Origin of the sequence: Streptomyces sp. CCM_MD2014, from assembly GCF_000772045.1 — a bacterium.
GTDB lineage: Bacteria > Actinomycetota > Actinomycetes > Streptomycetales > Streptomycetaceae > Streptomyces > Streptomyces salinarius.
On record NZ_CP009754.1, the window covers coordinates 4,727,254 to 4,739,537 of the forward strand.

A 12,284-nucleotide genomic window follows, 5' to 3' on the forward strand; every position below is an offset into this window, starting at 1 on the left:
TCGCCCCAGCGCGGCCCCCGGGGCCCGGGCCGCCCCGGCCCGTCCCGGTCCCCGGCCGCCGACAACTACACGAGGCAAGGATTCGTGAACTTCACGCGCTGGAGCGCCCGACTCCCCGGAACACAGCGCCGCGCCGCGTCGCGGACGGACACGGCGGTCCCCCCGGACCGCCGGGGAGACGGCTCCGTACCCGCCGCCCGCGCCGAACAGCTGACCGACGAGGCCCCGCCCGTCCCCGACGTGGACGACCTGCCCGTACGCGACGTCCTCGACCGTGTCCCGGCCCTCGTCGCCCTCGTCCACGGGCCCGAGCACCGCCTCGCCTACGTCAACGACGCCTACGTCGCCGCCTTCGGTACGCGCGACCTCGGCGCCCGTGCCCGCGAGGCCCTCCCCGAGCTGGACGAGCCAGGCCTCTTCCCGCTCCTGGACCAGGTCCAGCGCAGCGGCAGGCCCCGCACCCTCAAGTCCCGCAAGGCACCCGACGGCCGCTCCTACACCTTCACCTGCACCCCGGTCCCCGAGGGCCACAACCGCGAGGGCCGCGGCGTACTCGTCTTCGCCACCGACGTCACCGACCACGCCGAAGCCGCGGGCCGCCTCCGCGCGAGCGAACGCAGCCAGCGCGAAACCGCCGTCACCCTCCAGCGCTCCCTCCTCCCGCAGGAGCTGGAGGAGCCCGACGACCTGCGCGTCGCCGCCACCTACCACCCCGGCGGCACCGAGGCCGCGGTCGGCGGCGACTGGTACGACGTGATCACCCTCGGCGGCGGCCGCACCGCGCTCGTCATCGGCGACGTCATGGGGCGAGGCGTCCGCGCGGCCGCCGTCATGGGCCAGCTCCGCACGGCGGTCCGGGCCTACGCCCGCCTCGACCTGCCCCCGCACGAGGTGCTCCAGCTCCTCGACGGCCTCGCCGCCGAGATCGACGCCAACCAGATCGCCACCTGCGTCTACGCCATCCACGACCCGAACGAGGGCCGCCTCGTCTACGCGTCCGCCGGCCACCTGCCCATCCTCGTCCGCGACGAGGACGGCACCGTCCAGCGCGCCGACGAACCCACCGGCCCCCCGCTCGGCACCGGCGGCTGGATCCACGCCTCCGGCTCGATCGCCCTGCCCCCCGGCTCCACGGCCGTCCTCTACACCGACGGCCTGGTGGAACGCCGCGACGAGGACCTCGACGAGGGAATCGCCGCCCTGGAGCACGCCCTGTCCGGCGCCACCGGCACGCCCCAGGTCGTCTGCGACCGCCTGGTCCGCTCGGCGGGCGTCACCCCGGACCACGACGACGACGTCGCCGTCCTCGTCCTCCAGCATCCCGCCCGCAAGGGCGCCGAGGCCGAGCTGTTCCGCAACGCCGCACTGGAACTGCTCGGCGGAGTGGAAGCGGCCCCACGCGCGCGTGCCTTCGCCTCCGGCGTCCTCACCAGCTGGCGCTTCCCCGCCGACCTGCACGACCTGGGCGTCCTGGCCACCAGCGAACTGGTAGCCAACTCCCTCCAGCACGGCACCCCGCCGATGCGGCTGCGCCTGCGCCGCACCGACCGCCGTCTGATCATCGAGGTGACCGACGGAGACGACCACCTGCCCCGGCGCCGTCGGGCGGAGCCCGGCGACGAGTCCGGCCGGGGCATCGCCATCGTCGCGACGATCGCCTCCAACTGGGGATCCCGGCGCACGCCGGGCGGCGGCAAGGCGGTCTGGTGCGAGTTCGTCCTGCAGAAGCCGTGAGCCGGCGCCGGGGGCGGCGGGAGCACCGGCCCCTCGGCTCCCGGCCCGCTCACGCCTCCGCGGCCACCACCGCGTCGGCCGGCGCCCCGCCCTGCGTGACCACGCGGCTCCGCGCGAGCGACGGCTGATTCTGTACGTCGGTCAGCTGCCGCCCCAGCCGCACCGCCAGCACCGTGATGCCCAGCGAGAACAACAGGAACGCCACGATGTACGGCCCGTGCAGCGAGGCCCCCAGCGGCCCGCCCACCGCGGGCCCGATCGCCAGCGCGAGCTGCTTCACCAGGGCGAAGGCGGAGTTGTACTGCCCGGCGAGCCCGGTCGGCGCGAGGTCCGCCACCAGCGGCGCCAGCGTCGGCGACAGCATCGCCTCCCCCAGCCCGAACAGCGCGTACGTCGAGATGAACGCGGCCGTCGCCATCGCCTGACTGCCGTGCCCGAGCCCGGCGTACCCGGCCACGGCCCACGCCACGGCCCAGATCAGTCCCACGGACGCGATCACGCGCGAGCGCTTCCGTCGCTCCACGAACTTCAGCACCGCGAACTGCGCGACCACGATCATCAGCGTGTTCGCCGCCAGCGCGGTCCCCAGAGCGGAGGTGGAGATACCGGCCGCCTCGACGCCGTACGCGCTCAGCCCCGACTCGAACTGCCCGTAGCAGGCGAAGAACAGCACGAAGCCCAGCACGCACAGCTGCACCATGGCCCGGTTGCCGAGGAGCTGCTTCCAGCTCCCGCCGCCGGTGCTCTGCCCCGGCGCCTCCTCGATCCGCGGTGCGCGCGGCGCCCGCACCGTCGCCATGACGGCGACCAGCACCAGGAACATCGCCGCCTCGATGGCGAACAGCAACGTGAAGGACGACGCGCTCGAGGTGTCGACCAGGTGGCCACCGATGAGCCCGCCGACGCCCAGTCCAAGGTTCTGCAGGAAGAACTGCATCGCGAACGCCCGAGACCGGGTCTCCGTCGTGGAGCAGTCCACGATCATCGTCGCGAGCGCCGGCTGCATCACGGCCTGCCCCGCGCCGAGCGCGGCGGCGGACAGCAGCACCGTGGCAGCCGATGCGGACAGTCCGAGGCTCATCGCGCCGAGCGCGGCGGTGACCAGGGCGACCAGCAGTACCGGCAGCGGGCCGCGCCGGACGATGGCCCGCCCGGCGAACGGCAGCACGATCAGCGCGGCCACGGCGAAGACGGCGAGCACGAGGCCCGCCGTGACAGAACCCAGTCCCCGTACCTGCGCCACATAGACGTACAGGTAGGGGACCGTGAAGCCGAGTCCGAACGCGCTGAGTGCGTTGCCCACGTGAATCCGGCGCATCGCCGCGCCCATTGCCCTGGTCACGTTCACCCTCTCTTGATCTCTCGGGATCGATCGCTGCAGCCGTCAGAGCTGAAGGCTGAAGACTTAGAAGCTAAAGTTCGAAGCTAAAGAGTACATAGCGAAGGACTTCAAAGCAAAGGAGTCGCGTGCCATACTGCGGCCATGGGCGACACCTCCGGCGCCGGCGAGCCGACACTCGAAGAGCAGATCGCCGCCTACCAGCGCGAGTTCCAGGACCTCGACCCCCAGGTCGAGAAGATCGTCTCGGCGCTCTCCCGCCTCAACCGCCGTATGAACGTCGCGTACGGCCGGCAGACCGCCGAGCTGGGCATCAGCAACACGGACTGGGAGGTGCTGAAGGCCCTGGTGCTCTCCGGCGCTCCCTACCGCCTGGGACCCGGCGACCTCGCCAAGCGCCTCGGCCTGACACCCGCCGCGATGACCCACCGCATCGACCGCATGGTCGCGGAGGGACTGGTCACCCGAGAACGCGACGAGAACAACCGGGTCCGGGTGATCGTGGCGATCACCGCGGAGGGGCGCGAGAAGTGGCTGGCCGCCATGCGCCTCGCCACGGTCTTCGAGGAGGAGCTGCTCCAGGACCTCTCCGCCGACGACCGCGCCGCGCTCGGCGAGGTGCTCACCCGCCTCCTGCGCAGGGTGGAACACGCCCAGCCGGACGCAGGCGGCCGGCTCAGCGACCTCGATTAAAGATCTTGACAGCGATGCTTGACAGCCCCCTGCCGGATCCGTAAGGTTCTTCGAGTTGCCACGGCACCGTAACGGTTCTGCGGCAGCACCTCCCGCCGCAGCAGCGGCACTCAAACCACCAGCACGATCCCCAACGGGAATGACTTCGGCGCGCCCGAATTCAATTCCGACGGGTAGGCGTCGGCCCGGTCGAGCCCGATTGGGAAACGCCGAGAAGGTCCGCTAAGGTTTGAGACGTCGGAACGGCCCAACGGCCGGGACGGCAACCCCTTCTGACGGGGAATCAGAGCCCGAAAGGATCTGATAGAGTCGGACTCGCCGGAAAGGGAAACGCGAAAGCGGAAACCTGGAAAGCACCGAGGAAATCGGATCGGAAAGATCTGATAGAGTCGGAAACGCAAGACCGAAGGGAAGCGCCCGGAGGAAAGCCCGAGAGGGTGAGTACAAAGGAAGCGTCCGTTCCTTGAGAACTCAACAGCGTGCCAAAAGTCAACGCCAGATATGTTGATACCCCGACCTGATCGGTTCGATCGGGTTGAGGTTCCTTTGAGACACACAGCGAGGACGCTGTGAACGTCGGGATTATTCCTCCCGATGTTCCGCTCTCGTGGTGTCACCCGATTACGGGTAAACATTCACGGAGAGTTTGATCCTGGCTCAGGACGAACGCTGGCGGCGTGCTTAACACATGCAAGTCGAACGATGAACCACCTTCGGGTGGGGATTAGTGGCGAACGGGTGAGTAACACGTGGGCAATCTGCCCTGCACTCTGGGACAAGCCCTGGAAACGGGGTCTAATACCGGATACTGACCTGCCAAGGCATCTTGGCGGGTCGAAAGCTCCGGCGGTGCAGGATGAGCCCGCGGCCTATCAGCTTGTTGGTGAGGTAATGGCTCACCAAGGCGACGACGGGTAGCCGGCCTGAGAGGGCGACCGGCCACACTGGGACTGAGACACGGCCCAGACTCCTACGGGAGGCAGCAGTGGGGAATATTGCACAATGGGCGCAAGCCTGATGCAGCGACGCCGCGTGAGGGATGACGGCCTTCGGGTTGTAAACCTCTTTCAGCAGGGAAGAAGCGAAAGTGACGGTACCTGCAGAAGAAGCGCCGGCTAACTACGTGCCAGCAGCCGCGGTAATACGTAGGGCGCAAGCGTTGTCCGGAATTATTGGGCGTAAAGAGCTCGTAGGCGGCTTGTCGCGTCGGTTGTGAAAGCCCGGGGCTTAACCCCGGGTCTGCAGTCGATACGGGCAGGCTAGAGTTCGGTAGGGGAGATCGGAATTCCTGGTGTAGCGGTGAAATGCGCAGATATCAGGAGGAACACCGGTGGCGAAGGCGGATCTCTGGGCCGATACTGACGCTGAGGAGCGAAAGCGTGGGGAGCGAACAGGATTAGATACCCTGGTAGTCCACGCCGTAAACGGTGGGCACTAGGTGTGGGCAACATTCCACGTTGTCCGTGCCGCAGCTAACGCATTAAGTGCCCCGCCTGGGGAGTACGGCCGCAAGGCTAAAACTCAAAGGAATTGACGGGGGCCCGCACAAGCGGCGGAGCATGTGGCTTAATTCGACGCAACGCGAAGAACCTTACCAAGGCTTGACATACACCGGAAAGCATCAGAGATGGTGCCCCCCTTGTGGTCGGTGTACAGGTGGTGCATGGCTGTCGTCAGCTCGTGTCGTGAGATGTTGGGTTAAGTCCCGCAACGAGCGCAACCCTTGTCCCGTGTTGCCAGCAACTCTTCGGAGGTTGGGGACTCACGGGAGACCGCCGGGGTCAACTCGGAGGAAGGTGGGGACGACGTCAAGTCATCATGCCCCTTATGTCTTGGGCTGCACACGTGCTACAATGGCCGGTACAATGAGCTGCGATACCGCAAGGTGGAGCGAATCTCAAAAAGCCGGTCTCAGTTCGGATTGGGGTCTGCAACTCGACCCCATGAAGTCGGAGTCGCTAGTAATCGCAGATCAGCATTGCTGCGGTGAATACGTTCCCGGGCCTTGTACACACCGCCCGTCACGTCACGAAAGTCGGTAACACCCGAAGCCGGTGGCCCAACCCCTTGTGGGAGGGAGCTGTCGAAGGTGGGACTGGCGATTGGGACGAAGTCGTAACAAGGTAGCCGTACCGGAAGGTGCGGCTGGATCACCTCCTTTCTAAGGAGCACTTCTTACCGGTCTTCGGACTGGTCAGAGGCCAGCATGCGAGCGAACGTCTCGCACTGGTTGCTCATGGGTGGAACGTTGACTACTCGGTCGGGACCACGGGTCGGTGGCTGCTAGTACTGCTCTTCGGAGCGTGGAACGCACGATCACCGGACGGGTTCCGGTCGGGCACGCTGTTGGGTGTCTGAGGGCACGGCCGTGAGGCTGGGTCTTCGGTTGCCGGCCCCAGTGCACTCGGGAGTTTTTCCCGGGGTGATGGGTGGTTGGTCGTTGTTTGAGAACTGCACAGTGGACGCGAGCATCTGTGGCCAAGTTTTTAAGGGCGCACGGTGGATGCCTTGGCACCAGGAACCGATGAAGGACGTGGGAGGCCACGATAGGCCCCGGGGAGTCGTCAACCAGGCTTTGATCCGGGGGTGTCCGAATGGGGAAACCCGGCAGTCGTCATGGGCTGTCACCCGCTGCTGAACACATAGGCAGTGTGGAGGGAACGCGGGGAAGTGAAACATCTCAGTACCCGCAGGAAGAGAAAACAACCGTGATTCCGGGAGTAGTGGCGAGCGAAACCGGATGAGGCTAAACCGTTCACGTGTGAGACCCGGCAGGGGTTGCGTGTGCGGGGTTGTGGGATCTCACTTCTGTTGTCTGCCGGCAACAGGGCGAGTCAGAAACCGTTGATGTAGGCGAAGGACATGCGAAAGGTCCGGCGTAGAGGGTAAGACCCCCGTAGTCGAAATGTCAGCGGCTTGCTTGTGAGACACCCAAGTAGCACGGGGCCCGAGAAATCCCGTGTGAATCTGGCGGGACCACCCGCTAAGCCTAAATATTCCCTGGTGACCGATAGCGGATAGTACCGTGAGGGAATGGTGAAAAGTACCGCGGGAGCGGAGTGAAATAGTACCTGAAACCGTGTGCCTACAAGCCGTGGGAGCGTCGGAACAAGGCTTGCCTTGTTCTCGTGACTGCGTGCCTTTTGAAGAATGAGCCTGCGAGTTTGCGGTGTGTTGCGAGGTTAACCCGGGTGGGGAAGCCGTAGCGAAAGCGAGTCCGAATAGGGCGTTTCAGTAGCACGCTCAAGACCCGAAGCGGAGTGATCTAGCCATGGGCAGGTTGAAGCGGCTGTAAGAGGTCGTGGAGGACCGAACCCACCAGGGTTGAAAACCTGGGGGATGACCTGTGGTTAGGGGTGAAAGGCCAATCAAACTCCGTGATAGCTGGTTCTCCCCGAAATGCATTTAGGTGCAGCGTCGTGTGTTTCTTGCCGGAGGTAGAGCACTGGATAGGCGATGGGCCCTACCGGGTTACTGACCTTAGCCAAACTCCGAATGCCGGTAAGTGAGAGCGCGGCAGTGAGACTGTGGGGGATAAGCTCCATGGTCGAGAGGGAAACAGCCCAGAGCATCGACTAAGGCCCCTAAGCGTACGCTAAGTGGGAAAGGATGTGGAGTCGCACAGACAACCAGGAGGTTGGCTTAGAAGCAGCCACCCTTGAAAGAGTGCGTAATAGCTCACTGGTCTAGTGATTCCGCGCCGACAATGTAGCGGGGCTCAAGCGTACCGCCGAAGTCGTGTCATTCATACAATAGGGCCAACGCCTGTATGGATGGGTAGGGGAGCGTCGTCTGCCGGGTGAAGCAGCACCGGAAGGTAGTTGTGGACGGTTGACGAGTGAGAATGCAGGCATGAGTAGCGATACAAACGTGAGAAACGTTTGCGCCGATTGACTAAGGGTTCCTGGGTCAAGCTGATCTGCCCAGGGTAAGTCGGGACCTAAGGCGAGGCCGACAGGCGTAGTCGATGGATAACCGGTTGATATTCCGGTACCCGCTGTGAAGCGTCAAACATCGAGCATCGTGATGCTAAGGCCGTGAAACCGTCCGCTGCCGGCTTTGCCGTCAGTGGGAGTGGTGGAGCCGCCGACCCAAGCGGTTAGTAGGTGAGTGATGGGGTGACGCAGGAAGGTAGTCCATCCCGGGCGGTGGTTGTCCCGGGGTAAGGGTGTAGGCCGCAAGGTAGGTAAATCCGCCTTGCATACGGCTGAGACCTGATGCCGAGCCGATTGTGGTGAAGTGGATGATCCTATGCTGTCGAGAAAAGCCTCTAGCGAGTTTCATGGCGGCCCGTACCCTAAACCGACTCGGGTGGTCAGGTAGAGAATACCGAGGCGTTCGGGTGAACTATGGTTAAGGAACTCGGCAAAATGCCCCCGTAACTTCGGGAGAAGGGGGGCCACGCCTGGTGATGAGTCTTGCACTCTGAGCTGGGGGTGGCCGCAGAGACCAGCGAGAAGCGACTGTTTACTAAAAACACAGGTCCGTGCGAAGCCGTAAGGCGATGTATACGGACTGACGCCTGCCCGGTGCTGGAACGTTAAGGGGACCGGTTAGCTCAGATTCGTCTGGGCGAAGCTGAGAACTTAAGCGCCAGTAAACGGCGGTGGTAACTATAACCATCCTAAGGTAGCGAAATTCCTTGTCGGGTAAGTTCCGACCTGCACGAATGGCGTAACGACTTCTCGACTGTCTCAACCATAGGCCCGGTGAAATTGCACTACGAGTAAAGATGCTCGTTTCGCGCAGCAGGACGGAAAGACCCCGGGACCTTTACTACAGTTTGATATTGGTGTTCGGTTCGGCTTGTGTAGGATAGCTGGGAGACTGTGAAGCTCGCACGCCAGTGTGGGTGGAGTCGTCGTTGAAATACCAGTCTGGTCGTGCTGGATGTCTAACCTGGGTCCGTGATCCGGATCAGGGACAGTGTCTGATGGGTAGTTTAACTGGGGCGGTTGCCTCCTAAAGAGTAACGGAGGCGCCCAAAGGTTCCCTCAGCCTGGTTGGCAATCAGGTGTTGAGTGTAAGTGCACAAGGGAGCTTGACTGTGAGACCGACGGGTCGAGCAGGGACGAAAGTCGGGACTAGTGATCCGGCGGTGGCTTGTGGAAGCGCCGTCGCTCAACGGATAAAAGGTACCCCGGGGATAACAGGCTGATCTTCCCCAAGAGTCCATATCGACGGGATGGTTTGGCACCTCGATGTCGGCTCGTCGCATCCTGGGGCTGGAGTCGGTCCCAAGGGTTGGGCTGTTCGCCCATTAAAGCGGTACGCGAGCTGGGTTTAGAACGTCGTGAGACAGTTCGGTCCCTATCCGCTGTGCGCGTAGGAGTCTTGAGAAGGGCTGTCCCTAGTACGAGAGGACCGGGACGGACGAACCTCTGGTGTGCCAGTTGTTCTGCCAAGGGCATGGCTGGTTGGCTACGTTCGGGAGGGATAACCGCTGAAAGCATCTAAGCGGGAAGCCTGCTTCGAGATGAGGACTCCCACCCACTTGATGGGGTAAGGCTCCCAGTAGACGACTGGGTTGATAGGCCGGATCTGGAAGCACCGTGAGGTGTGGAGGTGACCGGTACTAATAGGCCGAGGGCTTGTCCTCAGTTGCTCGCGTCCACTGTGTTGGTTCTGAAACCACGAACAATCAGACCGTGTTGGTTACCGGTTGGTTGTCTGTTTCATAGTGTTTCGGTGGTCATAGCGTAGGGGAAACGCCCGGTTACATTCCGAACCCGGAAGCTAAGCCTTACAGCGCCGATGGTACTGCAGGGGGGACCCTGTGGGAGAGTAGGACGCCGCCGAACAATTATTGCGAGGAAGCCCTGCACCGGGAACGGTGCGGGGCTTTCTGCGTTTAGGGTCGGTTGTTCCCCTCGCGGGTTCTAGCCCACCAGCTTCGTTTCGTAGGCCAGGATGACGGCCTGGACGCGGTCTCTCGAACCCGTCTTGGCCAGGATGCGACCCACATGGGTCTTCACCGTCGACTCGGCCAGGTGGAAGCGCTCGGCTATCTCTGTGTTGGTCCAGCCCTGGCCCATGACGCGCAGGATCTCTGTCTCGCGTTCCGTGAGCGTGGTCAGGCGGGGATCGCGGGAGTCGCCGGGAGTCCTGGGGGAGTCGGCCGGGGCTGTGGCGGCCGGCAGATGGTGGACGTAGGCGTCGAGCAGGCGGCGGGTGAGGCTCGGGGCGACCACCGCGTCGCCCGTGGCCACCGCGCGGATGCCGGAGAGGAGCTCCTCCGGCTGGGCGTCCTTGACGAGGAAACCCGACGCACCGGCGCGCAGCCCGGAGTAGGCGTACTCGTCGAGGTCGAAGGTCGTGAGGATGAGGACACGGGAGCGGCCCCCGCCGGCGACGATACGTCGGGTCGCCTCGATGCCGTCCAAGCCGGGCATGCGGACGTCCATCAGGACGACGTCCGGGTGGAGTCCGGCCGTAAGCCGGGCGGCTTCGGCGCCGTCGGCCGCCTCCCCGACGACCGTCATGTCGTCCTGGCTCTCCAGGAGCATCCGGAAGCCGAAGCGCTGGAGGGGCTGGTCGTCGGCTATGAGGACGGTGGTCACTGCGGGGATTCCTCCGGTAGGTGCAGATGGACGCGCCAGCCCCGTTCGGGGGCCGGGCGTGGGCCGGCCTCAAGTGTGCCGCCGTACAGGGACGTCCGTTCGCGCATCCCGGGCAGACCGCGGCCGCCGGTGAGGGTTGGGGACGGGGGCGGGGCCGCCCGGCCCGTGTCGGTGACGGTGAGGGTGACGGCGCCGCCTGCCCCGTAGGACAGCTCGATGTCGGCGGTGGCGTCGGGGCCGGCGTGTTTGAGGGTGTTGGTGAGGGCTTCCTGGATGACGCGGTAGAGGGTGAGCTGGCGGCCCTCGGGGAGCGCGGGCTCGCCCTGAACGGTCATCCGGACGGGGAGGCCGGCCCGGCGGACGCCGTCGAGGAGCCGGTCGAGGTCGGTGAGGGCGGGCTGCGGAGCCAGTTCGGGCGCCGTGGGGGTGCCGTCCTGGGCGTCGTCGCGCAGGACGTCCAGGAGGCGGCGGAGTTCGCCGAGGGCCTGGCGGCTGGTGGTGCTGATGGCGTCGAGGGCCTGGGCGGCGCGGTCGGGGGACTTGGCGGCGGCGTAGCGGCCGCCGTCGGCCAGGCCCGTGATGACGGAGAGGTTGTGGCCGATGATGTCGTGCATCTCCCGCGCTATGCGGGCGCGTTCGGCCGCGGCGGCGAGCCGGACCTGCTGGTGGCGTTCCGTCTCCAGGCGGTGGGCGCGGTCCTCCAGGGCGTCGGTGTAGTTGCGGCGGGTGCGGACCGTGATGCCGATGAGCGCCGCCACCGCGACGGACATCAGCTGGGCCCCGATCTGCTGCTCCCAGGTGGGCTGGTCGCCGTAACGGATGCCCGAGACGGCGACCGGGGTGAGGACGAGGACGGAGGCCCAGGAGAGGGTGCGCAGGGAGAGGCGCAGGGCGATGTGGAAGACGACGAGCAGCTGGAGCATGGCGGCCTGGAGGATGGCGCCGGTCCAGGCGTTGAGGAGGGCGACCGGGGCCATGGTGAGCAGCACCGCCGCCGGGTGGGAGCGGCGCCACAGGAGAGGAAGCGTGAAGCCCAGGGTCAGAGCGAGCAGCAGCCCACTGGGAACGTCCAGGTCGTGGGCGACGTAGCGCCGGCCGCCGTTGAGGTAGGCGCTGAGGTCGATGAGGGCGGCCGTCAGCCAGAATCCGGTCAGGTGCAGGTCCCACACGAGTGGACGGCGGCGGTCGAAGCCACGGACGCGCCGGGTAAAGCGCTGGATGTACTCGGTGAGGGGTTCGGCGACTCGGTCCTCCGGTGCGGGCCGGGCGGCGTCCACGTGGTCCATCCGACCATGGTCGGGGGTATGGGGGAGGGATGCGTCGTTCCGTGGGCCGTATATGAGATGAGGGGCGTAGTACCCGGGTATTACGGTGGCCCGCATGAGTGCCTCGGTCCCCGGTGACTACGTGATCCGCTCCATACGCGCCGACGAGTGGCCCGCGGTGAAGGAGCTGCGGCTGCGCGCGCTGCGGGATCCTGTCGCGGACCTCGCGTACCTGGAGACGTACGAGGACGCGGCCGCGCAGCCGGACGCCTTCTGGCAGGAGCGGGCCGCCATGGGCGGCGAGGGGGCTGCCGGGGCGCAGCAGCTCGTCGCCGTCGGGCCAGGCGGGCTGTGGCTCGGGACGCTGACCGTGATCGTGGAGGAGGCCGGGACTACGGACTGGGCCGGGTTTCCGGTGGACCGGCGGCAGGGGCACGTCGTCGGGGTGTTCGTACGGCCCGAGTGGCGCGGGAGCGGGCTGACGAAGGCGCTGTTCGACGCCGGTCTCGAGTGGGCCTGGGCGAGTGGTCTGGAGCGGGTGCGGCTCATCGTGCACCCGGACAACGGGCGGGCGCGGGGCGCCTACCGCAAGGCCGGGTTCGTGCCGAGCGGGCGGACGGTGCCGTTGGCGGGCGGGCCCGGCGACCACGAGTTGGAGTACGTGCTGGAGCGCTGACCCGTCCCGTGCCGCGG

The 12,284-nt window shown here is 65.7% G+C and carries 6 protein-coding genes and 3 rRNA genes; 6 read left to right on the forward strand and 3 right to left on the reverse strand.

Annotation, left to right across the window (positions count from 1 at the left end; genetic code table 11):
- Positions 1 to 84: 84 nt before the first annotated feature.
- A complete protein-coding gene (locus tag NI25_RS21050; RefSeq protein WP_061443936.1) occupies positions 85 to 1,734 on the forward strand; it encodes an ATP-binding SpoIIE family protein phosphatase in 1,650 nt (549 codons plus the stop codon).
- Between the two features lie 49 nt (positions 1,735 to 1,783).
- Here the strand turns inward: NI25_RS21050 and NI25_RS21055 are convergent, their stop codons facing one another.
- Positions 1,784 to 3,064: an MDR family MFS transporter gene (locus tag NI25_RS21055; protein WP_061443937.1), complete on the reverse strand. Its 1,281-nt coding sequence runs from the start codon at positions 3,062 to 3,064 to the stop codon at positions 1,784 to 1,786.
- Between the two features lie 153 nt (positions 3,065 to 3,217).
- Here NI25_RS21055 and NI25_RS21060 point away from each other — a divergent pair, with 153 nt between their 5' ends.
- The 4 genes from NI25_RS21060 to rrf all read left to right on the forward strand — a co-directional run bounded on the left by NI25_RS21060 (position 3,218) and on the right by rrf (position 9,567).
- Positions 3,218 to 3,766 carry a MarR family winged helix-turn-helix transcriptional regulator gene (locus NI25_RS21060; protein ID WP_061443938.1) on the forward strand — a complete coding sequence of 183 codons (549 nt, stop codon included), beginning with the start codon at positions 3,218 to 3,220 and terminating at the stop codon, positions 3,764 to 3,766.
- Between the two features lie 634 nt (positions 3,767 to 4,400).
- Positions 4,401 to 5,927 (forward strand): 16S ribosomal RNA (locus tag NI25_RS21065).
- A gap of 315 nt (positions 5,928 to 6,242) precedes the next feature.
- Positions 6,243 to 9,365 (forward strand): 23S ribosomal RNA (locus tag NI25_RS21070).
- 85 nt (positions 9,366 to 9,450) lie between these two features.
- A 5S ribosomal RNA gene (rrf, locus tag NI25_RS21075) occupies positions 9,451 to 9,567 on the forward strand.
- Together the 16S, 23S and 5S rRNA genes form the textbook arrangement of a ribosomal RNA operon.
- 78 nt (positions 9,568 to 9,645) lie before the next feature.
- On the opposite strand, the gene NI25_RS21080 is transcribed toward rrf, so the two are convergent.
- Both NI25_RS21080 and NI25_RS21085 read right to left on the reverse strand, forming a co-directional pair.
- A complete protein-coding gene (locus tag NI25_RS21080) occupies positions 9,646 to 10,326 on the reverse strand; it encodes a response regulator (protein WP_061443939.1) in 681 nt (226 codons plus the stop codon).
- Positions 10,323 to 11,612 (reverse strand): sensor histidine kinase, encoded by a 1,290-nt coding sequence (locus NI25_RS21085; RefSeq protein ID WP_061443940.1) that lies wholly within the window; start codon positions 11,610 to 11,612, stop codon positions 10,323 to 10,325. Before NI25_RS21085 ends, NI25_RS21080 begins: the two co-directional genes overlap by 4 nt.
- Before the next feature lie 94 nt (positions 11,613 to 11,706).
- On the opposite strand from NI25_RS21085, the gene NI25_RS21090 reads away from it, so the two are divergent.
- Complete coding sequence (locus NI25_RS21090; protein ID WP_199560981.1) at positions 11,707 to 12,267, forward strand: GNAT family N-acetyltransferase; 561 nt, start codon at positions 11,707 to 11,709, stop codon at positions 12,265 to 12,267.
- Positions 12,268 to 12,284: the final 17 nt, after the last annotated feature.